This window comes from Chryseobacterium sp. Leaf404 (assembly GCF_001424145.1).
In the GTDB taxonomy this organism is placed as follows: domain Bacteria; phylum Bacteroidota; class Bacteroidia; order Flavobacteriales; family Weeksellaceae; genus Chryseobacterium.
Map to the genome: position 1 here is coordinate 1 of NZ_LMQM01000012.1, position 26,861 is coordinate 26,861.

Here is a 26,861-nt window from a genome sequence, read left to right on the forward strand (position 1 = left end):
ACTATAAGGAAACAGCACTAACTGATTTTGATTATAATGCTTAAAATTCATAAACAACTGTCTGATTATCAGATATAAATATACGAAATCCTGCAATAATTACCAAAAAAAAACCGCCTCAGTTGTGAGACGGATTCTTTGGGTTCATCGACCACAAGCTTATTCTTAAAAATGTGAATCTTAAAGTTCCTAAAAGGTCACTATATGGTTTTCTCGGGGCGAACGGTGCAGGGAATTCTACAACCATGCGTCTAATTATGGGACTTTTTAATGACCACACAAATTCGGTGAAAGTTTTTGAAACAAATGTTTCAGAGATTTGTCCGCAAGCATTACAAAAAATTGGATGTCTGGTAGATTATCCGGCATTTTATGATCATTTATCAGGATTTCATAATCTAAAAAAAGTTTGTGTTATCAGAAATTAAGATTTATTAAAGATCGACGAAGTTTTAGCAACAGTAGGACTCTCACATGCTCGGAATATTAAAATGAAAAAACACTCCCTTGGTATGAAACAACGTCTTACAATAGCATTCGCATTGATAAGCGACACTGAACTTTTAGTTTTTGACGAGCCAGCAAACGGTCTTGACCCAAATGGCATGCTTGAAGTTCGTGAGCTTCTTGTTAAACTTAATCGTGAGAAAGGAGTGACGATTTTTATTTCTAGTCACCTTCTCTTAAAAATTGAAAAAATGGTCACCCATCTTGGCATCATTTCCTATTCAGAAATTAAGTTTGAAGGGAGTAAGGAAGATTTAAACAATCTTTATAAGTTCCAGAAAACGAAATTTCAGCTAAACGATGCAGCAAAATATTAATTTACTTAATGATCAGTACTCTGTCGAATTACGATCTGAAAATGAAATCTTGATAGTAACCAATTCTCAGCAAGAAATTGCCACAAATACCACTTTTTTAGTAAAATCCGGCGCTCAGATGTACCAATTTACGGCTGCAGGTGGACTTGAAGAATGATTCATGGAAATTACAAAACAAAACTAAACGATGAAAAAGAATTACAATATATAAAAACAGCATTTTACGCGGAATGGCTAAAAACTAAAATCTTGGATTATTAATTTTAACTTTTGTATTTGCAGACATTGTCGCAATTCTATCATTTGTAACTAAAATAATTTAGAGTATACAATGGAGTTGAAGGATCAGCAATTCAGCAATTTTTGCTGTCCCTCTTGAGTATTTATGGAGGATTTCTAGTAATATTGTTTATTATTATCATTGCTACCCGAGTGGCTCAAATTGATCATAAAAATAATGGCAGGACGTTTTTAGAAACCCTGCCACAAACAGTTTAGCTTTAAATCATTTTTCTCTTTAATCTTTAAGATCCAGACCAAAATTCTAGTCTTTAACTTCTATGTCTCATCATGAATATGGCTAAAGTAAATACTTATAAGTTTTTCGATTGTGAACAATCTGTTAAAATTCTAAATTCATACAATTATAAAAACTAGTTGATTATTACTGAAAATTCAAAACAGGTCCATGTCTATTTTACCTAACTACCAATTGAGTTGATGTAGGTGTTGCAGCAAATTCACATTTATTTCAACTTTTGTAGTACTTGAGGGAAAGTTTTTTAAGAATTACTGCACTTTGCTCTGGAGTAATATCACGTTGCGGTTCTGCAAGCATCTCGTAGCCCACCATAAACTTTTTTATCTCGGCACTACGCAGCAACGGTGGATAAAAATGCATATGAAAATGCCATTCCGCATGAGGTTTTCCATCTGTCGGCGATTGGTGGATTCCAGCTGAATAGGGAAATGAAATCTCAAAAAGATTGTCGTATTTTGTGGTTAAATCTTTTACTATTGAAGCTAAAGAAAGTTTTTCAGAGTCAGAAAACTGCAGGATATTTTCCGCTTTTCTTTTACTGATAATCATCGTTTCGTAGGGCCAGACTGCCCAAAACGGAACCAGTGCAACGAAATCTTCATTTTCAAGAATGATTCTTTCTCCAGCTTCTAATTCTTTTTTGACATAATCTTCCAGAAGCGAACTTCCCTTTTTATCGAAATATTTCTTCAGATTTTCCTGCGTTTTCAAAACTGTCGACGGAATCGAAGATTGTGCCCAGATTTGTCCGTGCGGATGCGGATTGCTGCAACCCATCACGCTTCCTTTATTTTCAAAAATCTGAACGTGATTGATGTAATCTTCAGCTCCCAATTCCTCATATTGCTGCTGCCAAACATCCACCACTTTTTTGATATCACTTACTTCCATTTCCGGCAAAGTAAGGCTGTGATTTTCCGAAAAACAAATAACTCTGTTAATTCCCCGTTCGGGTTTTAATGAAAAAAAATCGGACTGTTCGTTAGAAAATTCAACATCATCTTTCATCAAAGAACCAAAATCATTTTCAAAAACATAGACGCCTGTGTAATCGGGATTTCTTTCACCATTCACACGCAGATTTCCTGAACACAAGTAACAATTCGGATCGTGAGCAGGAAGTTGTTCTTCAGCAACTTTTTCAATTTGTCCCTGCCAAGGTCGGTTGGCTCTTTGAGGGGAAACCAGAATCCACTCATCCAAAAGCGGATTGTATCTTCTGTGAGGATGTTTTTTTTTATTAAACGAGGAATTCATTCCTTTTGTATTCTCTAATTCCATCTGATATTTTTACACGGTACACTTTCATTTCGATGTCAAAATCTGCTCTATATTTTTCACTGATGCTTTTAATCACATCATCCACATTTTCATCTTTAATAAGATTAATGCTGCATCCTCCGAAACCGCCACCCATTATTCTTGCACCCAAAACGCCTTTTTCTTCTAAAGTTTTTTCCACCATAAAATCCAGTTCGTCGCAACTCACTTCAAATTCAGTAGAAAGTCCGGAATGCGTTTCGATTAGAAGTTGCCCTAAATATTCTACATCACCTTCTGATAAAGCTTTAGAAGCCTTTTCTACCCTTTTGATTTCTTTCAAAAGATACAGACATCTTTTGTAAGACGTCTCTCCTATTTCCATTCTCACTTCATCAAGCATTGAAATGCTGAAATCTCTGAATTTTTCTATTTCAGGGAATTTTTCCCACAAAACTTTCTTTCCGTTATCGACATCATTTCTCCTGTCGTTGTAGCCAGAAGTCAGATGCGTGTGCTTTACACAACTGTCGAAAAGTACCAGATTGTAACCTTCGATATTAGCTTCAAAATACTGATGTTCCAGAGAATTGCAGTCGAGCATAATTACTTGGTGTTCATTGCCGAAAACAGATGCAAACTGATCCATAATTCCGCACTTTACACCAACAAAGGTGTGCTCGGATTTCTGACCAATGAGTGCTAATTCTTTTTTAGATAAATTCAAATCAAAAATGTGATTGAGAATATAGGCAAACCCACATTCCAAAGCTGCCGAAGACGACAAGCCGGAACCCATCGGAATCGTACTGCTGAAGGCAATCTGCAAACCGCCAATCTTTCTTCCACTTTCCTGAATAGCATTGAAAACACCTAGCAAATAATTCACCCAGGTCTGCTCAACAGGAGTTTGCTTTTGATGGATATTAAAACTGAAAGATTCATTAAAATCTTTCGCAAAAAAAGTACAGTTTTCTGAGTCATCCACCTTTTTTACGGCAAAACAAATATGCTTGTCGATGGCAGCTGGAAGAACAAAGCCATCGCTGTAATCAACGTGTTCGCCGATAATATTAATTCTTCCGGGAGCCAGAAAAAAATGTTCCGGTTCTGACTGGAAGAAAGACTGGAATGCTTCTGTGGTATGATTGATTAATTTCTCCTTCATAGATAACCGCAATTTATGCTTTTTTAGAGGTATTTTAAAATTAAAATTGTGAACATTACTTTAACTTAATCAGAATATTTTGATTACCATTTCATCAATTAAATGATTAACAGTAATCTAATAATTTTAAAAAATGATTTAATTTCATTCACCAGGAAAAACAATTCCTGACAAATTGCGGATTCTGTCTAAAGTTTGCATCAGTAACAAACTCCCGGCGTGAGTGACGATCGGGCTTTCGGTAAGATTATTCTGTAAACATTCTGTTGCGTGCCTTGCTTCAAAATGGTAACCGAATCCACTTGTTTTTTCTATATTAATGACCGTTTTTTCTCCATCAACAATAAATTCTAGGGTGGACGAAGGTTCATAAAAAGGTGTGTTTAATTTTAATCGCCCCAGCGTTCCGCAAATTTCAACTTCAGTTCCTAAATTCACTGAAATTGACGAAAATAAACTAGCCATTGCTCCATTACTGTATTTAAAAAGAACTGCACAGTGCTCGTCAACTCCTTGATCTGCAGAATTGATACTGACATTTATTTCATCCGGTTTACCCAAAACATCCAATGCCGTAAAAATATTATAAATACCAATATCCATCAAAGATCCTCCACCTAATTCAGGATTCAGCAAACGAGAATTTGGATTTGGATTTGCCTTAAATCCGAAATTTGCCAACACTACTTTGATGTCACCCAGAATTCCACTTTTGACGATTTCGACCATTTTTTGATAATGTGGAAGGAATTTCGTCCATAAAGCATCCATCAAAAACAGTTTTTTCAGATGGGATAGATCAATCATTTCAGCTGCCTGTTTTGCATTCAGGGCGAATGGTTTTTCACACAGAACGGCTTTGTCATTGTCAAGACACAGCAGAGTGTTTTCGTGATGAAGGCTATGCGGTGTTGCAATGTAAATGATATCGACCAAATTGCTTTCTGCAAGTGCCTGATAACTTCCAAAACTGAATGGAATATCAAAATCTCTGCAAAAATTTTCTGCTTTTTCCGGTGAGCGAGAACCGGCGGCCGCCAATTCTGCTCCTTCCACATATTTGAGGTCTGCTGCAAACTTGTGAGCGATAGTTCCTGTCCCCAGAATTCCCCATCTTATTTTTTTCATATTTTGATTGATGAAATGTTCGTACAAATCTGAAAGTTTATTTTTAAATCTAAAAGCTTATTTAAAATTCCATCAAAATTATTTTCCCAACCCTAAAGGGAGTAATTTTGATGAAATTTTTAATTAATTTTTGCTCCCTTTTAGGGTTGGGGAAAACAAAAATTTATTAAAAATGAATAGCTGAATAATTTTCAAATAAGCTTTAAATTAATTTTTCCTTTTCATTACCTTTTTTGCGGCTTCAACAATGTCATTGGTGGTCAATCCATATTTTTCCATCAGTTGGTCGGGTGTTCCGCTTTCTCCAAAGCTGTCGTTTACGGCAACATATTCTTGTGGTGCAAGATATTCTGTAATTAAAAGTTGAGCAACGCTATCTCCCAAACCGCCTAATCTGTTGTGTTCTTCGGCAGTTACAACGCAACCTGTTTTCATTACTGATTTTAAAATTGCTTCAGCGTCCAAAGGTTTGATGGTGTGAATATTAATAATTTCGGCATCAATTCCCTGCTCTTCCAGGATTTCCCCAGCTTTTATCACTTTCCAAACCAAATGTCCGGTGGCAATGATGGTTACGTCTTTTCCTTCGTTGACCATCCACGCTTTTCCGATTTCGAATGTTTGATTTTCATCGGTAAAAACAGGAATCACAGGTCTTCCGAAACGTAGATAAACTGGTCCTTCGTAATCTGCAATGGCAATCGTTGCAGCTTTGGTCTGGTTGTAATCGCAAGTGTTGATGACTGTCATTCCGGGAAGCATTTTCATTAATCCGATGTCTTCCAGAATCTGGTGTGTTGCGCCATCCTCACCTAAAGTCAGTCCTGCGTGGGATGCGCAGATTTTTACATTTTTATCGGAATACGCCACCGACTGACGAATCTGATCGTAAACTCTTCCTGTTGAAAAGTTGGCGAAAGTTCCCGTAAACGGAATTTTTCCTTCAATAGCTAATCCTGCGGCGATGCCAATCATATTGGCTTCGGCAATTCCGATCTGGAAAAAACGTTCCGGTGCTTTTTCGATGAATTTTTCCATTTTTAAAGAACCGATAAGGTCGGCGCAAAGAGCCACGACATCTGGGTTTTTGTCTGCCAGTTCAGCCAATCCGGCTCCGAAACCGCTTCTGGTATCTTTTTTTTCTGTGTAGGTATATTTTTTCATTTGATTAATCTGTTGATGTTTGTTTTAAACGCAAAGAGCGCAAAGATTTTTTTTAACTTATTGGGAATATTTTTCGTTCGCAAAGGCGTTTGACTCCGTCGAATCTTCGATTTCGCTCAGCAAAGAAATTTAACCATTAGATTTTTACATATTCTTTTTGAACAGCGAATCGCTCGCAGCCCGACTTGAGCGGAAATCCTTTTTTGCGTGGTCATCAAGTTCTATTAAACTGAAACCGTCTGCAAAAAAGATTGGGAGCGGAAGGCGGATAAAGCTGCCCAAATAATTTAAAGTCTAATAATCGCCCAAAGTTTCTTCGAGTTGGTCTAATGCTTTTGCCAATAGCTCATCGTTAGGCGCTTTTCCGTGCCACGCGTGGCTTCCCATCATATAATCTACGCCGTGACCCATTCCGGTTTTCAGGAGAATGCAGATTGGCTGACCTTTTCCGGTCAATGATTTTGCCTCGTCGAGAACGTTCAGAATTTCCTGCATATCGTTGCCATTTTCCACTTCCAGAACTTTCCAGTCGAAGGCCTCAAATTTGGTTCTAAGGTTGCCTAAAGAAAGGACTTTTGAAGTCGGACCGTCGATCTGCTGACCGTTGTAATCGATGGTTGCTATCAAATTATCAACCTTGTTGTGAGAGGCGTACATAATGGCTTCCCAGTTTTGGCCTTCCTGCAACTCGCCGTCCCCGTGAAGTGTGAACACCAGATTTTCGTCATGATCTAACTTTTTTCCGACCGCGTGACCGATGGCCACTGACATTCCCTGACCTAAAGAACCGGAAGCAATGCGAATTCCCGGCAAACCTTCGTGCGTTGTTGGATGACCCTGCAATCTGGAATTCAGTTTTCTGAAAGTTGCCAGTTCGGACTTGTCAAAATAGCCTGCGTGTGCTAAAACACTGTAAAAAACGGGCGAAATATGACCGTTGGAAAGATAAAATGCATCTTCACCTTTGGCCTTCATATCGAAGCCTTCTTTTCTCTTCATCACGTCGAAATAGAGTGCGACGAGAAAATCCGCGCAACCAAGCGAACCGCCCGGATGACCTGACTGGCAGGCGTGCACCATTCTTACAATATCCCGGCGAACCTGAGAAGCGATATGGTTGAGTTTTGAAATATCGTGTTTCATAAATTACTGCAATTTTTGTGAATCTTTGATGAACTGCTCTAAACCTGAATCTGTCAACGGATGTTTTAACAGAGATAGAATCGGCTGGATTGGGCAAGTCACAACATCGGCACCAATTTTTGCGCAGTTGATGATGTGCATACTGTTTCGAACTGAAGCGGCAAGAATTTCAGTTTCATACATATAATTGTCAAATATCAATCTGATTTCCTCAATCAAATTGAGACTGTCTGTCGAAATATCATCGAGTCTACCCAGGAATGGTGAAACATAGGTTGCTCCGGCTTTTGCGGCTAAAAGTGCCTGTCCGGCAGAAAAAATCAGCGTGCAATTGGTTTTGATGCCTTTGTCAGAAAAATATTTTAAGGCTTTGATACCATCTTTGATCATCGGGATTTTCACAACGATATTTGGATGAATCGCGGCAAGAATTTCGCCTTCTGCAATCATTTCTTCGTACGTAGTTGATAGTACTTCTGCAGAAATATCGCCATCGACAATATCACAAATATCTTTGTAATGTTGCAAAATAGCTTCTGTTCCGCTGATGCCTTCTTTTGCCATCAAAGATGGATTAGTTGTAACTCCATCGAGAATCCCTAAGTCATTAGCTTCTCTAATCTGCTCCAGATTAGCAGTGTCAATAAAAAATTTCATAGGTTTTATATTTTAATTTTTATTTAAGTGTTAAATTTACACTTAATTTATTTAGTCAACAAATTCCTGTCTTAAAAAAGATTCAGAAAGTTATTGCGTGGTTTTTAAAATTGATTTATTAATTGTTGTGACCCATATTGAGTTTTATTTTCTTCAAATCTTCCAGGTTGTGAACTGGTTTTTCAATGTCAGCTGGGATCGGCTGTTTTGAAAAAGTCTGGAAATAAAGCAGACATGCATCTTTCCACCAGACGGCATCTTCCGCTTGAATTTTCAGTTTTGCCTGCACATCTGTGAACCTTTCGTTATCAACATAAGCTTGCATTTTGTTCCAAATATTCTGATAATCTCTCACTCTGCGCACGCCAGAATCGTATTTGTAACACAATTCTTCCCACATTGTTTTTCCATCTTTCATTTTATAATTCCAGGGAACGTGGTGGAACCAGAGAATTAAATTTTCAGGAGTGGTTTTTATGTTTCCATAGATTTCATTTAATGGTGGAAAATATTGAGAAACGGCATTGCTACCTGTTTTCGTTCTGTCGAAACCAAGTCCTTCAGCATTGGCCTGATGATAATACACCGGCGACCAATCGGGTCTTCCGCCTTTGTAATCGCCCCAAGGTTCGGGACCATAATGATGTCCGCCTGCAAAAATATGGTGTAAACCAAGTGGCATCATATAATCGACAGCAGTTTCCCGGGAAATGAGCATCATTTCTTTTACGGGATTTAGGAATTTTTCATTATCAGTAAAAGTCATTTTAATCCACTCATCGGCAATCTGTTCGGAGGATAAATCGTGATTCCACGCCAGACGTCCGAAAGCGTACCAATTGGCCTGTGCGAAGTGATGGCCTGTCCAGTTTTTGTCTTCACCAATATTCGCAACAGCAGAAATTGCGGTTAATTTCGCAGGTCTTAAAGTTCCATCCGTAATTTTGGCAATTGTTGATCCTTTTCCGTCCGAATACGTGTCGCTGTCTAAAGTTTCTTTAAACAAAGGTGCGAGAAAAACGAGGTGATTATTTTGCCCCAAATATTCCTGGGTAATCTGGAATTCAACCATTTCCGGCGTTTTTTTCAATGCTCCGAACAATGGATTGAATGCTTCACGAGGCTGGAAATCAACCGGTCCGTTTTTGATCTGGACAATCACATTCTCTCTGAATTTTCCATCAAGAGGAACAAATTCTAAATAAGCCTGCTTTGCACGGTCTTCTTTGCTCGGACTGTACACAAATGCTCTCCACATAACCATTCCGCCGTAAGGTTTCAAAACATCTGCCATCATATTGGCACCGTCGGCGTGCGTTCTTCCGTAATCCTGCGGCCCGGGCTGACCTTCGGAATTGGCTTTTACCAAAAATCCGCCGAAGTCAGGAATTATTTTATAAATTTCAGAAGCTTTGTCTTTCCACCATTTCTGAACATCTTTGTTAAGTGGATCTGAGTTTTCCAATCCTCCCAAAACTTTTGGCGATGAGAAATTAACAGATAAATACACTTTGATTCCGTAAGGTCTGAAAATGTCTGCCAGAACTTTTACTTTTTGAAGATAATCTTTACGGAGCATATTTGGCGAAGCATTGACGTTGTTGAGAACGGTCGCATTAATACCGATTGATGCATTTGCTCTTGCATATTCCTCATATCTTGGCGAAATTTTATTCGGTAAATCTTCCCACTTCCAAAGCGAATGCCCTGCGTAGCCACGCTCAATAGTTCCATCCAGATTGTCCCAATGGTTGAGAATCCTGATATCGTAGGAAGGTTTTTCGGTGATATTCAAATTTGTAGTTGTCGAATTGGTTTGCTGCAAACGTAAAATATGATAAACCCCATACAGCAATCCTGTTTCTTTTTCGGCGGAAATGACCAATTTATTCTGAACGGATTTTATCGTGTAACCACCCTTCAGATTTTTTAATGAATTGTCGGTTCGAAGCTCGATTTCCTGACCTTGCCAATGATTCATTAATTCTTTTTTGGCAATATTCAACGTCGCGCTGTTGCCTTTCGAAATAATTTTATCTGCCGAAATTCCGTTTTTTGCAGGGAAACGAAGCCAAAGCTGGCTGCCGTCTTCCGCGAAAGTCATTAGTGGAATAATGAGAAATAAGAAAATGTAATGTCGGAAAATTTTCATTCTTAAATTTTTAAATTACTTAAGTTTTGGCTAAAGCCAAGTTGTATATCGTCTTATAAAAACAGGCTGAATCCTGTTCCTATTGATTTTCTTCTAAACCCTCAATGGTTTTGATCTTTCCATTTTCATCATATTCAATTTCAACTACTTTCATACTTCTGAGCCAGGTTTTCCCTTCGCTTGGGACAGAATCGTGGAAGAACAGATACCATTTTCCTTTAAATTCAGCGATGCTGTGATGGGTTGTCCAGCCCACAACAGGTGTTAGAATTTCGCCCTGAAAAGTAAATGGTCCATAAGGATTGTCACCGGTTGCGTAACAAATCAAATGTGTGTCGCCTGTAGAATAAGAAAAATAATATTTATTGTTGTATTTGTGCATCCAGGACGCTTCGAAAAAGCGGTGTTTGTCACCGTGAAGCAATGGATTTCCATTTTCGTCAAGAATTAAAACATCTTTCGGCTCTTCTCCAAACTCAAGCATATCATCGCTCAATAAAACAACTTTTGAAGGAATTGCCTGTTCGTTATCATTTGGAATTACTGCAGATTCTAAGGCTTTGTTGTTTCTGTAACGCTGCAATTGTCCGCCCCAGATTCCACCAAAATACATATAATGTCTTCCGCTTTCTTCAAAAATACAAGGATCGATGCTATAACTTCCCAACATCGGATGTTTCTCCGGAATAAATGGTCCGTAAGGTTTGTCACTTACCGCAACACCGATTCTGAAGATGTCATTTTTATCTTTTAACGGAAAATACATATAATATTTTCCATTTTTGAATGCCACATCACAATCCCACAATTGCCTTCCCGACCAAGGAATATCTTTTACCGAAAGGACAACACCGTGGTCTGTGATTTCGCCGTTTTCTACATCATCCAACGAGAAAACGTGATAATCGTTCATATCAAAATGGTCTCCGTTGTCATTTTCTTCGATGCCGCTTTCACGGTCGTGTGATGGATAAATGTAAATTTTGCCTTCAAAAACGTGAACAGATGGATCTGCCATATAATCGCTTGGGAAGAGGTATTTTGATTGTTTCATTGTTTAATTAGAAGTTAGATTTTAGAAACTAGATATTAGACTTATTTTTCTTTTGTTAACTGAATGATTTTTTCTACCACGGGTTTTGCCTGATTATTCCGGTCGAAAAGCAAAGGATAATCGGTTCTGCCTTTTACCGGAAAATCATTTTTCCAGGATTGTGCATCGGTTGTTCCCCACAAGGTTACTCTTCTGATTTTATCCTGATGTTTCAGGAATAGTCTGAAGAAATCCAGATAGCGGTTTTCCCATTCTGTTTTCACATTTTCGGGAAGTCCGGCGGTGTACGGATTCATTTTTGCTTCGTACTCCACTTTATCGGAAACGTTGGCAGAAGTTCCCCACGGAGAAGGAAGTGCGCTGATTTCCATTTCGGTAACATTTACTTTTACACCATTTGCGGCGTAGTCGAGAATTGCTTTTTCGTATTCAGCAAGTGTTGGTGTATCTAGGCCAACGTGCGTCTGCATTCCTACTCCATCGATATGAATTTTTCTGGATTTTAAAGTTTGAACCATTTTGCTCACGGTTTTTACTTTTCCGGGATGCCATTCATTGTAATCATTGTAATACAATTCTGCATTTGGGTCTGCATCTTGTGCATACTGAAAAGCCAACGGAATAAATTCTTCGCCTAAAATTTCGTAAAACTTAGATTTTCTGTAAGTTCCATCTTCCATAATGGCTTCATTGACGACATCCCAACCTTTCACACGACCTTTGTATCTGGTGACAACGGTGGTAATGTGATTTTTCATTCTTTGTTTTAAAACTTCGGCAGAAACATCTTTTCCATCTTTGTCCACGAAAAACCATTTGGGTAACTGCGAATGCCAAATCAAAGTATGACCGATGATGAACATTTTGCTTTTCTCTCCAAAAGCCACAAACTTATCGGCATCATCAAAAAAGAACTTGCCTTCTTCTGGTTGCAAAAACATCGATTTCATACAGTTTTCTGCAACAATGGAGCTGAACTGATTTTTAATAATTTCTACAGACTTTGCTTCTTTCTCATCAATCTGCGGAAGACTCATCGCTGTTCCTATGTAGAATTTATTTTTGAATGCATTCTTCAGAGAATCGTTGGAAGTTGCCGTGTTGGCTGTCTTGCACGAAACAGTTAAGGTTAAAATTCCTAATAATGCTGCTATCTTATTCATAATTATTTTTTTTAATTTAAACGCAAAGTGCACAAAGATTTTGTTGACTACTATATTTTAAATGTTTGCAAAGGCGTAAACTCAGCGAAGAAATAAAAAGTTCATATAAAGTTCATTTTTTAAGACTTGTAACAGTTTAAAACCTCGATACGGCTTTTAACACCGAATCACTCGCAGCCCGGCTTGAACGGAAATCCTTTTTTTGCGGCTGGAAAAGCTTTGGCAAAAAAGATTGGGAGTGGAAGACGGATAAAGCTGCCCAAATTTTTGTTATAATATTAATCTTTCGCCTTTCTTCTTTCCTTAAGGTCGTGCTCGATTTCGATTTCCTTTTTCTTATTGATTTCGTAGAACATTAGCAGTCCACAAGCTAAAAAGAATGGTATTGATGGAAATATACTGACTAACATTTTGGCTCCCGCAGAAACGGTTTCCGGCTGTAAAACACTCACTGCTCCTTCGGAAGAAATGTAACCGTACTGACCGATGATGTAAGCAACCAGCGAACTTCCGATGCTTAAACCAACCTTCAAACCGACCATCATTGCCGAGAAAATAATCGCTGTTGCACGTCTGTTGTTTTTCCATTCTGAATAATCGGCAACGTCAGCAATCATCGCCCAAAGCAATGGCGTTCCGATTCCGTAGAAGAAACCGTGTAAAATCTGAGAAAAGAACATTAACCCAACCGATTTTGGCGGATAAAAGATAAATGCTAAAACGAATAGTGTTGAAATAAAAAGTGAAGCGATAAATGCATCTCTTTTGCCATATTTATCTGCAAACTTTTTCGAGAAAGTGATTCCAACAATCATCATAATGATTCCACCTGCATTGAATAATCCGAAACCTGCTGAACGAGGATCTTCTCCGAAGAAATTCATCCCGATGGAATTGAAGAAATTGGTAATAGGCGAGATAAATTGCTGAAGTGAGGTTTCGTCTACATAATTATTAAAATAGTAGACATACGAACCACCTTTCATTGCCAATGTAATGAAAATCAATGCGGTAACCGTTAACATAATAATCCACGGCTTATTTTTCTTTAAATCTTTTAAATCAGCTCCTAAAGTAGATTCCTGTTCCGGTTTTGGAATCACTCTTTCTTTGGTCGTGAGAAAAGTGATGAGCAACATTACCGTTCCGATAATTGCCAACCAAGTCATTACAACTTCGATTCCTGCTGCTTTGTCGCCGTGACCTGCAGATAAAATAATCGGCAACATAAATACCTGAACGAAAAACTGTGCAAACATAACGGCAACAAAACGGTAAGATGAAATACTGTTTCTTTCGCTCATATCGCCTGTTATAACACCGCTTAGAGCTGCATAAGGTAAATTATTGGCAGCATAAAGCAATAATAAAACTGAGTAAGTAACCGCTGCATAAATCATTTTTCCTTTATAAGAAAAATCGGGTGTGCTGAACGCAAAAAGTGCCGCAGTACCCAACGGAATTGCCGTTAATAAAATCCATGGACGGAATTTCCCCCATTTTGTGCGGGTTCTGTCTGCCAAAGCTCCAACCATCGGATTGAAGACAAAACCAGCCAACAAACCGACCGTAAGCGTAATAATAGAGGCATCTTCTGGTTTTAATCCGTAAATATCGGTATAAAAATAAGCTAAATAGGTTACTAGCGTCTGGAAAACCAGATTGGCGGCTAAATCTCCTAAACTGTAGCCGATTTTCTCAACGACAGATATTTTTTGAGATGAGTTGTTCATTTTAATAATTGATATTTGATAAATGATAATTGATTATTCTGTTGTAAAAGGCGATGCGGGAAGACCGGTTTTGTTTTTCAGATTTCCGTCGGGATTGTCGGCCCAGTCATATCTTACTGAAATTGGATTTGAAATGGTGTCGTTCCAGACAATGATTTTGTTGCTCTCGATTTTTGCTTTTGCCCATTCATATTTTCCGTCTTTTCCTTTGATGGCGAAACCTTTCAATTCAGAAACGGGTGTAAAATCATCGGTTCCATTTTTAAAGGAAAGAATGATTTTGTTTCCTTCGATCTTCATTGACTGATAAACCGGTCCGTCTGTGATGATATTTTTCTTATCGGCAACTTTAAGCGCCTGTAAAGCCAATCGGTCTCCAACTGTTTTCTTGTTTAAAGGATGAATGTCATTCCACTCTCCTATATCAATGATTACGGCAAGTCCAGTACTTGGAACATTAAGAGAAACTTTTCGTTGTTGGTCTCTTAATTCTGCCCAATTGCTTTCAATAGGCTGTGTTTTTGGTTCCATAAAATTGGCTAATTGTACTGTGAAAAAAGGCATATCTTTCTGATTCCATTTATTTCGCCAATCCAGAATCATTGTGGTCAGCAAATCGCCGTATTCTTTTGGTTTTCCGGTGTTGCTTTCGCCCTGATACCAAATGGCGCCTTTGATGCTATAATTGATAAGCGGATTAATCATTGCATTGTACAATCCTGTCGGTTTCCAACGGATGAAAGTAGTTCCGGGAGACATTTTTTCCATTTTAGCACCGATTTTATATTTCCATTCGGTTTTTAAATCGATTTTATTCCCGTCAATTTCGAGGTAATAAGGCTTGTCAGCGATGAACTGACCTTTTCCGCTTCCGTTTGAGATTCTAACAGCAATGACGTTTTTGCCTTCTTTTAAAACTCCTGCCGGAATATCGTACCAACGCGGTGGATATTCGTAGGTTACATTTCCTACTTTTGTCCCGTTGACATAAGTTACATCAGCATCTTTTATTCTTCCTAAATTTAGAAAAGCGGCTTTTCCTGACTGATTTTTGGTTAAATTAATTTCTTTTCTGAACCAAACTGAACCATCAAATGAGCCTTCTTTATCTTCCCAGGAACCTGGAATTTGCATTGTTTTCCAGTCCGAGTCATTTAGATCAAATTTTTCCCAATGCTGGTTTAATCCGATATCACTTTGGTCGAGTTCAGCGTACCAAGCTTTGCTTAACGCCTGTTCGCCAGATTCTGTAGATTTTATCAAATCATCATTCTGCCATTTTTTAGCTTCGTCCAGATATTCAGGGTATTTTTTCAGAGAATTTTCATCCATCCACGCCTGAATCGGTGAACCACCCAAACTTGCGTGGATAATTCCAACGGCCACTTTATTTTTCTGACTTAATTCTTTTGCGAAAAAATAGGCAACTCCCGAAAAATTAAGAATCGTTTGTGGATTTGTCGCTTCCCATTTTCCGCCATCAAGCTCGGTTTGTGGCGATTTGAAATTATATTTCTGAGGAACCGTGAAAAACCTAATGTTCTGATTATCTGCATTTTTAATTTCATCAGCATAAAGCGGTGTCAATCTGCGCATCGGCAATTCCATATTCGACTGTCCGGAAGCAAGATATACATCGCCAATCAAAATATTTTTAAGCGTGATTTCATTAATGATCATTGTGTAAGGTCCGCCTGCTTTTTGTTCAGGAAGCACGATTTTCCAGTTTCCGTTTTGGTCGGCAGACGTTTTATAATTTTTGTTGAGGAATTTCACTTCCACTTTTTCGTTTGCATCGGCTTTTCCCCAAATGTTGAGTTTTTGATTTCTCTGCAAAACCATTCCGTCTGAAACTAACGTGGGAAGCTGAATTTTTGCCTCAAAAAGTACAGTGCAAAATATGCAGAGCAGCAAGGTGATAGTCCTGATATTTTTATATTTCATATTTTGTAAATTTTAACGATTGCAAGTTTGATTATTTTAAGATTGAACTCCTACGGAGTTCTCCACTAACTTGCCATTTTTCTTTCTACACAGATATCGCTCCTACGGAGCGGACTTTTATACTCGAATCACTCGCAGCCCGACCTGAGTGGAGCTCTTTTTGTGAGGAGGTACGACGAGCAAAAAAGCGGGAACGGAGGGCGGATTAAGCTGCCCAAAAAATTTATATTATTGCTTTTCATTTTTTAAGGTTTATCATTCAACAGTCTTACCTCGATGATTTTCGGAGTTAATGATTTTTCACCTGAATTAAACCTGATGTTCAGAATCTCTTTATGGGTTTCGGATTCAGGAATCGGAATTAATAAAGTTTGTGGCGAGTTGCCCATTTTGCCTTCGAAATTTTTGGAATACGTTTTAATTCCGTTGATTTCTGCATTCAAAGTACGGTTGTTATTGGCATCAAAATGAGTGATATACACATATTTTGCATTCTTGTCCTTATTTTTCATCTGATAACTGAACCAACCTTTCGCCTCACGGAAATGGCGGTCTTCCATATATCCGGTGCTGGAATCTTTGCTGTCAAACTGATGGTCAGATTCCGGTTGTTGCTCTCCCAATTGAATTTTGTCAGTCGTAATATTGTCAAGCTTTAGGATTTCCCCTTCTTCTTTGGCCTTCTGTTTCTGAATCATTTCGATTTTATCCTGAGTCGCCTGCGGAAAATAAATGATGTAACGTTGCTCGTGAATTTTGTAAAACGGAACCAGTTTCAGTCCTTCAGCAAATTTATTCTGCGGATATAATCCTTTCAGTTTAAATGTTAAATTTTCGCCATTCACGTTTTCCAAATGATTTAGTACCGCATCTGAACTTCCCAAAATGGTAGGAATTTCATTGAGAGGAATTTGCGGTCCGTGCGCAATATGTCCGCCACGACTGTCGTCAGCAAACATTCCGTCCTGATTTTCTGTTCCGTAAGTTGCAGCTAAAACAATCGGACCATATTTAAAGGCAAAATAATCTGATTTGTCAGGAAGCTGCTCGGCGGAAAGGTGCATCGGCATTGTCATTTCGATAACATCGCCTTTTTTCCATTTATTATTAATGGTAAAATAACCTTCGGCATCAACCGGAACATTTGCATTTTTACCGTTCACTGAAATTGTAATTTCAGAAGCTTTAGCCCATTGTGGTGCTCTCAGTTTTAAATTTAAATGGGATTTCGGAGCAACATCAAAAACTAATTTTGTCGATGGATTTTCAGGGAAATTATTTTCCTGTCTCAAAACCAATTTCTTTTCAGACCATTTTAAAATGGAAGGAATAAATAGATTCACGTATAAATCTTCATCAGAATAAGCATAAATCATTTCACCATATTTGGCGTGATTTTCCATTCCCGAACCTACGCAGCACCAAAAGCTGGTTTCCGGCTGGGAATACACCCTGTAATGACCAGGACGCATTGGCGTGAAATAAACAAAACCGCCTTTGTTGGGATTTTGGGTGGAAAGAATATGATTGTACAAAGCTCTTTCGTAATAATCTACGTAAGATGATTTTGGATTCGTTGCATACAATTCTTTGGAAAGCTTCAGCATATTATACGTATTGCAGGTTTCCGGACCTTCAATACTTTTAATCATTCCGCTGAAATCATTGATGGGATTAAAATGCTCACTTACACTGTTTCCTCCGATAATCGCTGATCTTTTTTGAGTGACATTGGTCCAGAAAAAATCAGCAGCATTGCTCCATTCTTTGTTATTTTCTAAATCTGCAATTCTTTTAAAACCAATCACTTTCGGAATCTGTGTATTGGCGTGAATTCCTGTAAGTTTGTCTTCACCATTCAGCAATGGGTTTAAAATGGCAAGATGAGAAAAACGATGGGCAAGTTTGAGATATTTTGGATTTTTTGTGATGTCATAAACGTCGGCAAACACTTCATTCAGACCGCCGTGTTCGCTGCGAAGCATATCCTGAATCTGTTCATCGGAAAGTCCGGAAACTTCATCAGCCATCCAATCAGTGAGGTTTATCAGCATTTTTTTTGCTTTCTCACTGTCTGCATACCAATAGGCATCGCGTAAACCAGAATAAATTTTGTGAATATTATACAAAGGAACCCAACGGTCGTTCAAACCGAAAGTTGCAGCACGAATGTTTCCATCGGCAATTTCTTTCCAGGCTTTTTTGCCGTTCGGAACGCCTGAAAGATAACCGTTTTCAGAAAGATTTTGGCAACGTTCTAGCTCATCAATCATATAATCCAAACGTTGTTTAACTTTTGGATCGCCTGTGGAAGCATACATCAACGCCAAAGCCGAAATGTAATGACCGCCGATGTGACCGTCAAGCCCAGTATTTTCCCAATTGGGATAGTTTTCTTTTTTCGGTTTCAGTCCGGCCTCTTTCAAATAAGGAGCAAGAAGCCGATCTGCATCCATCGACAGGATATATTTTTCATCGGTCTGTATTGCCTTGCTGAAAACACTTTCGGATAAATGAACCTTACTCAATGGAAAGTAGCGGACATTTTGCTTCATTTGCGAAAAAGCAAATGAGCTAAGGCCTACAAATATTACAAGTGATTTTTTTACCATTAATAAATGTTATTTCTACATTTATAAAAATAGATGAAACAATTCATATTACAAAAGATTTTAACGATGCAATATCAACGATTATTAAACTTGCGTGATAATTCTGAAGATAGAAAAATCAATACCGGACACCTTATCATAAAAAATAGGTTTACCTTATCATGTTTTGTAAAATTAGATACTCCGCTATCTCCCTTATAAAAATAAAATGAAGCACTTTTTAATAAATACTGTTATTAACAACACGACACTTATCTTATTTAAAAGCGGATGCATTAAAAAACAGATAAGTGATTAAATATATTAATTTTAACTTAAATTTAACATTTTGCAAATCACAGATCACTGTTTATTTAATATAAAAATTAAAGAAACGTTACAAATTTCTTCCCTAAAAACACATTCATATTAAGAAACAGTAAAAATTCATATCATTTTTATTAAAGTGTATTCATTACATTTAATATTTTTTTATGGATAAAATCTCCAAATAAATTAACTTTGTAAGAAAATAAAATTAAATGGTGAAAGAGTATCTCAGTTATCCCAAACACTATGTGGCAGTAGACTGTATTATATTTGGATTTGACGGTGAAAACCTGAAAATTCTTCTGGTAAAAAGGGATCTTGAGCCCAAAAAAGGTGAATGGTCACTGATGGGTGGGTTTGTGGATGACAGGGAAAGTTCGGATGAAGCAGCTTCCCGCGTTTTAAATACACTGACGGGTCTTAAAGATATTTACCTTGAACAACTCAATACCTACACGGAGATTGACCGCGAACCAACAGCAAGAATAATGTCTATTTCCTATTATGCGCTTATCAATACTGCAAAGAATATTCACATCAATGAACAGTACAGTGCAAAGTGGTTTGACCTTAAAGACAGTCCTAAACTAATTTTTGATCACGATGCCATGGTACGTGATGCAGTGCTTAGATTAAGACGGAGAGCAACGACAAGACCAATCGGTTTTGAACTTCTTCCTGAAAAATTTACCATGAAGGATCTTCAGAATCTGTACGAGGCTATATTTGATGAAAAATATGACAAGCGTAACTTTACCAGCAAAATTAATGCACTGGATGTTCTGGTTAAAACCAATGAAAAAGACAGGAGCTCTTCCAAAAAAGGATCTTTTCTTTATACGTTTGATGTGGCTAAATACAATAAGAAAATAGCAGAAGGTTTTATGTTTAAGATTTAAAAGACGCCGGTAAATTTCATTTTTATTCCTGCCTGAAAATTGGTGATAGTTTTAAAAATTTCAACTAATGTCACTTTTTCAATCTTTGTAAGTTTATTGATTTCAATATAATTGTTGGGCTTACTATTTTCAATTCTTATCTGATCAGCCTGATTTTTTAATCTCAAAGCCATCAGATAATAATAGGACTGATGTAATTCATTATACTGAAGCTGTGTAAAAACCCCTATATCTCTCAACTTTTTCATTCTCTCGCCAGTATTTTCAAGATCAAGCTGATTTTTAAGTGAGTACACTCTCAGCAGGTCGACAATTGTAGACATTGCAGTTTTCACATCAAATACCTCAGAATTTCCTACAATCTGCGTTTTAATTCTTTTTAAAAAAGTAAGAGGCGGCTCATACTGCAATGCGTTTTTTGCAATATGTGCAAAGAAAATATGATTAGGCAAAAGAAGTTTTTGTTTGATGAACTCCTTCAGATCATTTACAATATATTCATCACCATATATCAGACGGAAATCAAAAAAGGTGGAAAACTTCATCGCATTTTCAGGCATACTTTTCCCGATCCATTCCTGATAATTATTTTTCCAGTGAGAAAGCGAGTGAGTCCATTTCGGGTTGCTTGCCATAAAATCGCCTTTACAGTATTCAAAACCGATTTTATTGAGGTCATCTGAGACTTTTTTGGCAAAATTTAAAAAATAATCCCTTATCGATTCCCGATGTTCATTTGCTTTGTCTTCATAGATAATTCCACTGTCCTGATCTGTGCTCAGCGTCTGCTCTTTTCTCCCTTCGCTGCCTGTGACGATAAAAGCAAATTTTGCCGGTGGCCTCCCAATTTGCTGAATGACTTTATCTATCACCTTACCTGTAATCGTGTCGGCAATTGTCGTTATGACCTTGCTTGCAATTTCACCATGAACGCCACGTCCCAGAAGCTGACTAATAATTGCAGGAACCTGCCGCCATTTTTTTTGAAGTTCATCCACATTTTCAGCAAGTTTCACAGACTGAATAAATACAAGCGGACTTTGCGCCTGCTCGCTGAGCAGTCGGTTTCTGCTTAAAAAGCCGATATATTCGCCGTCCTTTTCTACCAGTAGATATCTCGACTTCGTTTGAAACATTAATAAAATGGCCTCATATAAATAGGAACCGCAAGAAATACTTATGATAGGATTATCCATCACATTTAGGATGGCAGACCTCGGATCCACACAACTGGCAATCACATGATCCCGCAGTGTAATATCAGTGGCATATCCGATAATTTCATCATCTTCGGTATTCTTTATGAAGATACAGCTCACTTTATTCAATGCCATTATTTTGGCAGCCTTAAAAATTGGCGTATCTCCGTCGCAAGACACAATACTTTTATAGTTAATACCTTCTATTTTTCTTGAGTACAACTGATCCGCTGCAAAATAACTTTCTTCGAAGGTAGCAGGTGTTTTTACAAAGTGCGAAAACTCATCATCGAGCATTTTCAGGCCAAAGTCTGAGGTGAAGTAGTGAAAAAAATCTTCGTACGCTGTACATAATTCAGAAAACTCTTTTTTCGGTAAAGTGTAAATAACAGTCCCCTTTTTCGCGATGGCAGATTTTAAGGCACGAACTCTGTTGAGAACCACTGAAATTCCTCCAAAACAATAAGGTGAGTGATGAGTAGTGACACATCTTTTATTTTCTGCCCTATCGAAAAAGAAAGTTTCGTATTGTCCTGAAAAAATAAGATCCACACCGGTCATTTCAGTAGCTTCCTGACGGTAAACCAAAGTTTCCTTTGAAAACTCTTTTCTTGTTAATGTTTCTGAGATTTCTGTAAGAACTGATTCAGGTAAAAAACTGAAGGGTTCGGTAGTCTTTAAAAGTGAAATAATTTTCTCATCCATAATAGTCATTTTTGTCACAGCAAACTGAATGACAGCATTCAATTAATTTGACTTAAAACTTCAATTTACAAATAATTTTCTGATGCATATTCTGAAAATTGTCTTCCGATATTTCACCCCGCCTGTATATTTCAAAAAAACATTTGGATGTGGCTTCTGCATCAATAATTGCATTATGTGAATTTTCCATTTTTGAATCGAAAAGATATTGATAAAGCTGCGACAAACGCAAATGCTTTATTTCAGGATTTAAAACATAGTCTTCGCTTTTGAGCATGGTGCAATAAAACCCACTATGAGAAAAAGGATTTTCCAAACCAGCTCTGTAGTAATCGCAACTTAAAGTATGTATATCAAATTCTGTAAAATGACCAATTATAAGAGGTTGATACCGAAGGATTTCATCTTTGAGTTTATTTAAAACCCAGCTCCGGTCTTTCCCGTTTTCTTTCAGAAACTCTTTTTTAATCCCATGAACCCTCATAGACTGCACACTAATTTTTACATCTTCGACATCAATATAAAAATTTTCTCTGTTTATTTCAACACCATTTTCATCAGACAAAACCCATGCAAGCTGAACGGCAGATGGCCATTGATCTGTTGCAGAATACGGCAGGTTCCAGTTTTTTGGCTTGCCTGTAGTTTCAGTGTCAATAAAAAGAAGGTATTTTTTCAAGATTTATGATGAATATTGGAATTAAAAAACAGGATGCCGGTTTTTAGCATTCTGTCTTTAATATTTATTTTAATTTACCAAAATCTCACGTAAAGTGCGGTCAGTAAAAGTAAGGTTACAACAATCATTACTAAAGTTCTTGAATCTACTTTAAACATTGTAGCATCGATGGCAAAGGCTTTTGGATTCACTTTCGGTCCGGCTAAACTTATCAGAACCATAACAGCCACCGTGATAAAGAATGACCATCCCATATTGATCAAAAACGGAATTTCTGTGATGGTATGAACCACGCCATTCTCCAATTTTTCATAAGTAAAAGCGCTGTACAACCAGGTTTCCTTTCCAAATATATCAACCGCAAAACTATTGAAGAAAATAGCCAGAATAAATCCGAGCATCACACCAACCAACGCTGCAGTTCCGGTAGTTCGCTTCCAAAACATCCCTAAAAGGAACATCGCAAAAACACCCGGACTGATGAATCCTGTATATTTCTGAATAAATGTGAAACCACCTTCACCGCCAATTCCTAAAACATCGGTCCACGTAAAAGCCAGAGCGAGGAACATTGCAACGATAATGGCCCAACGTCCGGTTCTCACCATTTGAATTTCACTGGCATCTGCTTTCAAATATTTTTTATAAATATCTAAAGTGAAAATAGTCGAAATACTGTTAACTTTTCCAGCCAATGATGCTACGATTGCCGCCGTAAGAGCTGCAATGGCAAGACCTTTGAGTCCGGTTGGCAAGAAGCCCAAGATTGCGGAATAAGCGCCATCTTTCACACCATTAAAACCCGGAAGCTGACCTTTTGAATGCAAGACATAAGCTGCAATTCCCGGAAGCATTACGATAATCGGCATAAATAATTTTAGGAAACCAGCGAACAGAATTCCGGTCCTTGCGGTTTTTAAATCTGCACCCAAAGCCCGTTGTGTGATGTACTGGTTACATCCCCAATAATTTAAATTAACAATCCATTGTCCTGCGAAATACATCGCCAATCCAGGTAAAACCACATATTTCTGAACATCAAGATTCTCAGGCATAGCCAAAGTCGTAGTGGTTTTTACAGGTTTGTCCAGAATTAATTTGAAATGTTGAGGCGCTTCGGTCATCAAGGTCTGAAAACCTGTGATTGCGTTTCCAACAGCAGCACCATTGATTCTCTGATCAACGATTTGAAGTGCCATAAAGACCGTTGCAAAACCGCCGATAATCAAAACTGCAACCTGGATTACGTCAGTATATCCGATTACTTTCATTCCGCCCAAACCAATCAGTAAGGCCATCAGAAGCAATCCTATCATAATAATATGAAGGTTGTCTCCACCCAATAATGTGTCGATTGCCAGAGCTCCGAGATAAAGGATAGAAGTAAGGTTTACGATCACATACAAGAATAGCCAGAAAACCGCCATAATCAGAGAAACCGATTTGTTGTAGCGGGTTTCCAGGAATTGGGGCATCGTGTAAATCTTATTTTTAAGATAAATCGGAATAAACCAAATCGCAATAATAATCAAAGCAAGAGCAGCAATCCATTCGTAAGCTGCAACGGCAACGCCCACGAAAAATCCTTCTCCGGACATTCCGATAAACTGTTCCGCTGAAATATTGGAAGCAATTAAACTTGCTCCGATTGCCCACCAAGTAAGTGAGCCTTCTGCAAGGAAATAATCTTTACTACCAGTAGCGGCGGATTTTTTTCTGTTGTAAATCCAGATTCCGTAACCGGCTACCACCACAAAATAGACCAGAAATATGATGATATCAATCGTTGCTAAGTTTCCCATAATTTATTTTTTAACTGAGAATTTATAAATTGTTTTAGTCTGATATTTTTGTCCGGGCTTCAGTTCGGTTGATGGAAAAGAAGCTTGATTTGGAGAATCCGGGAAATGCTGGGTTTCTAAGCAAAACCCTGTTCGGAATTCATTTTTTCCACCACTTTTAGTATCAAATTTTCCGTCTAAAAAATTCCCAGAATAGAATTGAACGCCCGGTTCGTCTGTTAAAACTTCCATCATTCTACCAGATTCGGGATGATAGACTTTGGCGATGCTTCTCAGTCCGCTTCCATTCAGAATCCAGTTGTGGTCGTAGCCTTTTCCTTTTTTCAATTGATCATCGTTTGAATTGATGTCTTTTCCGATTGGTTTTGAAACCGTGAAATCAAACGGACTTCCTTTTACTGCTTTTTCTTCGCCGGTAGGAATTAAGGTCTCATTAACAGGTAAGAATTTATCTGCATTGATTTGCAATTCGTGATCAGTAATCGTTTTTGAGAAATTCCCTGAAAGATTGAAATACGAATGTTGGGTAAGATTGATAACCGTCGCTTTATCCGTGGTTGCTTCATAAGAAATTTCCAAAGAATTGTCATCAGTCAAAGTATATAAAACAGTGGTCGACAGTTTTCCTGGATATCCTTCTTCACCATCTGCACTTGTGTATGACAGTTTCAACGTTGGAAATTTTGCATCTTTCACAGGTTCAATATTCCAAAATTTGGTATGGAAACCTTCTTTTCCACCGTGAAGACTGTTGGGTCCGTCGTTTTTATCAATGTCATACGTTTTGCCTTCCAAAGTGAATTTCGCATTAGCAATTCTGTTTCCGTAACGACCGATCAAAGCGCCGAAATAGTAAGGATTTCCGTTGAAATAATCTTCAGGTTTTGTGAAGCCTAAAACGACATCTTCATATTTTCCGTTTTTGTCGGGAGCGGTGAGCGAAGTGATAATTCCGCCAAAATTGATGACTTCCAGCTTCATCCCGTTTTTGTTGGTTAAGGTATATTTCTTAATGGAATCACCTTTCGCAGTAACTCCGTAATCTGAGACCTGTATGTTCTCCATTTTTTCTGATTGAGTTTTTCGATTAGTTTCTTTTTTATTGCAGCCGAAAATACATAAAACTGCAAAAAGAATAATCAGGTTGATATTTTTTTTTTTCATTGTTTGGGAATTTTGCAAATTAACGGTAGTAGATTTCATTCCAGCGAAGGGTATTCTTGAAATCACGGATTTTAGTGTCTTCATCAATAACAAGAGATTCAATTCCCGCAATTTCTGCAAAATCTACCAACTGTTCTGCACTGATATTTTCACTGTAACACGTATGATGCGCTCCACCGGCCAAAATCCACGCTTCTGCAGCAGTGAACAAATCCGGAAGTGGTTTCCAAAGGACTCTCGCAACCGGAAGTTTTGGCAATTCTTCAGTGATTTCCAACGCTTTTGTTTTGTTGATTAACAGCCTGAAATGATTTCCGAAATCCATCAGAGCAGCATTCAGAGAATCAATATTTCCTCTTGAATTGAAAACCAAACGAACAGGATCAGCTTTCCCGCCAATTCCCAACGGATGAATTTCACAAGACGGTTTGTCAACCGCCAAAACAGGGTCAACTTCCAGCATATGCGAACCCAAAACCGAAGGATTTGAAGGATTCAAATGATAAGTGTAATCTTCCATAAATGCGTTTCCGCCTTCAAGACCTTGTCCCATCGTTTTCATTGCACGAACGAGTGCAGCCGTTTTCCAGTCGCCTTCTCCTGCGAATCCGTACCCTTTTTCCATTAATCTTTGAACGGCAATTCCCGGAAGCTGTTCCAAACCGTGAAGGTCTTCAAAAGTATCTGAGAAACCTTTAAAGTTTCCATCTTTCAGGAATTTTTCTAAACCTAATTCTATTCTGGCAGCCGCTTCAAGCGATTTTCTGTTGCTTCCGCCAGAAAGAAGAGATTCTGCCATTTTGTAAGAGGCTTCGTATTCTTCCATCAAAGTTTTGATTTCGCCAGCGCCGATGGAATTGACAACGCTTACCAAATCCCCGATTCCCCAAGTGTTTACCGAAAATCCGAATTTGGTTTCCGCTTCTACTTTGTCGCCATCTGTAACGGCAACATATCTCATATTGTCGCCAAAACGCGCGAATTTTGCACCTTGCCAATCGTCCCAACCTGCTGCAACTCTCGACCATTCTCCGATTTGTTTCTGAACTCTTTCGTCTGCCCAATGTCCAACAACCACTTTTCTGTTTTTACGGAGACGACTTACCATAAATCCGAATTCACGGTCGCCATGAGCCGCCTGATTCAGGTTCATAAAATCCATATCCATCGTAGCCCAAGGAATATCCTGATTGAACTGCGTATGAAGATGCAACATTGGTTTCTGCAAAGCGGTCAATCCACGAATCCACATTTTTGCAGGTGAAAAAGTGTGCATCCACGTTACAATTCCGATACAGTCTTTGGCAAAATTGGCGGCTGTAAGGGTTTCAAAAATTTCTACTGTAGTTTTTACGGTTGGTTTTAAAACAATTTTTACAGGAATGGATGACGAAGCATTAAGTGCTTCCACGATTTTCCTTGAATGTTCCGCAACCTGGGCTAATGTTTCAGATCCGTATAAATGCTGGCTTCCGGTGATGAACCAGACTTCTTTTGTATTGAGAGGTGTTAACATATTTTTATAAATGATAAATTATAACTTATGATTGATTTTTTAAGC

19 protein-coding genes and 1 pseudogene are annotated in these 26,861 nt (G+C 38.1%); 3 read left to right on the top strand and 17 right to left on the bottom strand.

Annotated elements, in window-relative coordinates:
- Positions 1 to 173 precede the first annotated feature (173 nt).
- Both ASG31_RS18380 and ASG31_RS18385 read left to right on the top strand, forming a co-directional pair.
- A pseudogene (locus ASG31_RS18380) lies at positions 174 to 527 on the top strand (ATP-binding cassette domain-containing protein); the annotation flags it as partial.
- The gene (locus ASG31_RS18385; RefSeq protein ID WP_231433742.1) at positions 513 to 824 is read left to right on the top strand and encodes an AAA family ATPase; all 312 of its coding nucleotides are present in this window, start codon (positions 513 to 515) and stop codon (positions 822 to 824) included. The pseudogene ASG31_RS18380 and the gene ASG31_RS18385, both read left to right, overlap by 15 nt.
- A 751-nt stretch (positions 825 to 1,575) precedes the next feature.
- Here the strand turns inward: ASG31_RS18385 and ASG31_RS11800 are convergent.
- From ASG31_RS11800 to ASG31_RS11855, 12 genes are all read right to left on the bottom strand, one after another.
- Positions 1,576 to 2,646: a UDP-glucose--hexose-1-phosphate uridylyltransferase gene (locus tag ASG31_RS11800; RefSeq protein ID WP_056032617.1), complete on the bottom strand. Its 1,071-nt coding sequence runs from the start codon at positions 2,644 to 2,646 to the stop codon at positions 1,576 to 1,578.
- The gene (gene galK / locus ASG31_RS11805; protein WP_056032620.1) at positions 2,606 to 3,793 is read right to left on the bottom strand and encodes a galactokinase; all 1,188 of its coding nucleotides are present in this window, start codon (positions 3,791 to 3,793) and stop codon (positions 2,606 to 2,608) included. The genes ASG31_RS11800 and galK overlap by 41 nt, the downstream gene beginning before the upstream one ends.
- A 144-nt stretch (positions 3,794 to 3,937) precedes the next feature.
- Positions 3,938 to 4,921, bottom strand: coding sequence for a Gfo/Idh/MocA family protein (locus ASG31_RS11810; RefSeq protein WP_056032622.1), 984 nt, complete (start codon positions 4,919 to 4,921; stop codon positions 3,938 to 3,940).
- A 207-nt stretch (positions 4,922 to 5,128) separates the two neighbouring features.
- Positions 5,129 to 6,085: a transketolase family protein gene (locus tag ASG31_RS11815; RefSeq protein WP_056032625.1), complete on the bottom strand. Its 957-nt coding sequence runs from the start codon at positions 6,083 to 6,085 to the stop codon at positions 5,129 to 5,131.
- Positions 6,086 to 6,379: 294 nt separating this feature from the next.
- Positions 6,380 to 7,228, bottom strand: coding sequence for a transketolase (locus ASG31_RS11820; RefSeq protein WP_056032628.1), 849 nt, complete (start codon positions 7,226 to 7,228; stop codon positions 6,380 to 6,382).
- A 3-nt stretch (positions 7,229 to 7,231) separates the two neighbouring features.
- Entirely contained in the window at positions 7,232 to 7,885 is a 654-nt protein-coding gene (fsa, locus tag ASG31_RS11825) for a fructose-6-phosphate aldolase (RefSeq protein ID WP_056032631.1), read from the bottom strand.
- A 118-nt stretch (positions 7,886 to 8,003) separates the two neighbouring features.
- Positions 8,004 to 10,037 (bottom strand): alpha-glucuronidase, encoded by a 2,034-nt coding sequence (locus tag ASG31_RS11830; RefSeq protein WP_056032633.1) that lies wholly within the window; start codon positions 10,035 to 10,037, stop codon positions 8,004 to 8,006.
- Positions 10,038 to 10,116: 79 nt separating this feature from the next.
- Positions 10,117 to 11,091 (bottom strand): glycoside hydrolase family 43 protein, encoded by a 975-nt coding sequence (locus ASG31_RS11835; protein WP_056032636.1) that lies wholly within the window; start codon positions 11,089 to 11,091, stop codon positions 10,117 to 10,119.
- A 41-nt stretch (positions 11,092 to 11,132) separates the two neighbouring features.
- A complete protein-coding gene (locus ASG31_RS11840; RefSeq protein WP_056032639.1) occupies positions 11,133 to 12,254 on the bottom strand; it encodes an endo-1,4-beta-xylanase in 1,122 nt (373 codons plus the stop codon).
- A 278-nt stretch (positions 12,255 to 12,532) separates the two neighbouring features.
- Positions 12,533 to 13,987, bottom strand: coding sequence for an MFS transporter (locus tag ASG31_RS11845; RefSeq protein ID WP_056032641.1), 1,455 nt, complete (start codon positions 13,985 to 13,987; stop codon positions 12,533 to 12,535).
- A gap of 33 nt (positions 13,988 to 14,020) precedes the next feature.
- Positions 14,021 to 15,931, bottom strand: a complete 1,911-nt coding sequence (locus tag ASG31_RS11850) for a sialate O-acetylesterase (RefSeq protein ID WP_082504545.1) — start codon at positions 15,929 to 15,931, stop codon at positions 14,021 to 14,023.
- Between the two features lie 245 nt (positions 15,932 to 16,176).
- A complete protein-coding gene (locus tag ASG31_RS11855; RefSeq protein ID WP_056032645.1) occupies positions 16,177 to 18,543 on the bottom strand; it encodes a glycoside hydrolase family 127 protein in 2,367 nt (788 codons plus the stop codon).
- Between the two features lie 521 nt (positions 18,544 to 19,064).
- Between ASG31_RS11855 and ASG31_RS11860 the strand changes: the two genes are divergently transcribed.
- On the top strand, positions 19,065 to 19,751 hold the full coding sequence (locus tag ASG31_RS11860; RefSeq protein ID WP_056032648.1) for an NUDIX hydrolase: 687 nt from the start codon (positions 19,065 to 19,067) through the stop codon (positions 19,749 to 19,751).
- On the opposite strand, the gene ASG31_RS11865 is transcribed toward ASG31_RS11860, so the two are convergent.
- The 5 genes from ASG31_RS11865 to araA all read right to left on the bottom strand — a co-directional run bounded on the left by ASG31_RS11865 (position 19,748) and on the right by araA (position 26,816).
- On the bottom strand, positions 19,748 to 21,655 hold the full coding sequence (locus ASG31_RS11865) for a DUF294 nucleotidyltransferase-like domain-containing protein (RefSeq protein ID WP_056033965.1): 1,908 nt from the start codon (positions 21,653 to 21,655) through the stop codon (positions 19,748 to 19,750). The genes ASG31_RS11860 and ASG31_RS11865 overlap by 4 nt on opposite strands.
- A 52-nt stretch (positions 21,656 to 21,707) precedes the next feature.
- Positions 21,708 to 22,334, bottom strand: coding sequence for a 3'-5' exonuclease (locus tag ASG31_RS11870; RefSeq protein WP_056032652.1), 627 nt, complete (start codon positions 22,332 to 22,334; stop codon positions 21,708 to 21,710).
- 74 nt (positions 22,335 to 22,408) lie between these two features.
- On the bottom strand, positions 22,409 to 24,136 hold the full coding sequence (locus ASG31_RS11875) for a sodium:solute symporter family transporter (protein ID WP_056032654.1): 1,728 nt from the start codon (positions 24,134 to 24,136) through the stop codon (positions 22,409 to 22,411).
- 3 nt (positions 24,137 to 24,139) lie between these two features.
- Positions 24,140 to 25,300 (bottom strand): aldose epimerase family protein, encoded by a 1,161-nt coding sequence (locus ASG31_RS11880; protein ID WP_056032657.1) that lies wholly within the window; start codon positions 25,298 to 25,300, stop codon positions 24,140 to 24,142.
- Between the two features lie 19 nt (positions 25,301 to 25,319).
- Positions 25,320 to 26,816, bottom strand: a complete 1,497-nt coding sequence (gene araA, locus ASG31_RS11885) for an L-arabinose isomerase (protein ID WP_056032661.1) — start codon at positions 26,814 to 26,816, stop codon at positions 25,320 to 25,322.
- Positions 26,817 to 26,861: the final 45 nt, after the last annotated feature.

What these genes read in the sequence shown, in the direction of transcription:
- ASG31_RS11835 (WP_056032636.1), bottom strand. Translation starts at nt 11,091, where the DNA reads ATGAAACAATCAAAATACCTCTTCCCAAGCGATTATATGGCAGATCCA.
- ASG31_RS11845 (WP_056032641.1), bottom strand. Translation starts at nt 13,987, where the DNA reads ATGAACAACTCATCTCAAAAAATATCTGTCGTTGAGAAAATCGGCTAC.
- araA (WP_056032661.1), bottom strand. Translation starts at nt 26,816, where the DNA reads ATGTTAACACCTCTCAATACAAAAGAAGTCTGGTTCATCACCGGAAGC.
- ASG31_RS11800 (WP_056032617.1), bottom strand. Translation starts at nt 2,646, where the DNA reads ATGGAATTAGAGAATACAAAAGGAATGAATTCCTCGTTTAATAAAAAA.
- galK (WP_056032620.1), bottom strand. Translation starts at nt 3,793, where the DNA reads ATGAAGGAGAAATTAATCAATCATACCACAGAAGCATTCCAGTCTTTC.
- ASG31_RS11855 (WP_056032645.1), bottom strand. Translation starts at nt 18,543, where the DNA reads ATGGTAAAAAAATCACTTGTAATATTTGTAGGCCTTAGCTCATTTGCT.
- ASG31_RS11810 (WP_056032622.1), bottom strand. Translation starts at nt 4,921, where the DNA reads ATGAAAAAAATAAGATGGGGAATTCTGGGGACAGGAACTATCGCTCAC.
- ASG31_RS11860 (WP_056032648.1), top strand. Translation starts at nt 19,065, where the DNA reads ATGGTGAAAGAGTATCTCAGTTATCCCAAACACTATGTGGCAGTAGAC.
- ASG31_RS11815 (WP_056032625.1), bottom strand. Translation starts at nt 6,085, where the DNA reads ATGAAAAAATATACCTACACAGAAAAAAAAGATACCAGAAGCGGTTTC.
- ASG31_RS11830 (WP_056032633.1), bottom strand. Translation starts at nt 10,037, where the DNA reads ATGAAAATTTTCCGACATTACATTTTCTTATTTCTCATTATTCCACTA.
- ASG31_RS11875 (WP_056032654.1), bottom strand. Translation starts at nt 24,136, where the DNA reads ATGGGAAACTTAGCAACGATTGATATCATCATATTTCTGGTCTATTTT.
- ASG31_RS11850 (WP_082504545.1), bottom strand. Translation starts at nt 15,931, where the DNA reads ATGAAATATAAAAATATCAGGACTATCACCTTGCTGCTCTGCATATTT.
- ASG31_RS11820 (WP_056032628.1), bottom strand. Translation starts at nt 7,228, where the DNA reads ATGAAACACGATATTTCAAAACTCAACCATATCGCTTCTCAGGTTCGC.
- ASG31_RS11840 (WP_056032639.1), bottom strand. Translation starts at nt 12,254, where the DNA reads ATGAATAAGATAGCAGCATTATTAGGAATTTTAACCTTAACTGTTTCG.
- fsa (WP_056032631.1), bottom strand. Translation starts at nt 7,885, where the DNA reads ATGAAATTTTTTATTGACACTGCTAATCTGGAGCAGATTAGAGAAGCT.
- ASG31_RS11865 (WP_056033965.1), bottom strand. Translation starts at nt 21,655, where the DNA reads ATGGATGAGAAAATTATTTCACTTTTAAAGACTACCGAACCCTTCAGT.
- ASG31_RS11880 (WP_056032657.1), bottom strand. Translation starts at nt 25,300, where the DNA reads ATGAAAAAAAAAAATATCAACCTGATTATTCTTTTTGCAGTTTTATGT.
- ASG31_RS18385 (WP_231433742.1), top strand. Translation starts at nt 513, where the DNA reads ATGAAACAACGTCTTACAATAGCATTCGCATTGATAAGCGACACTGAA.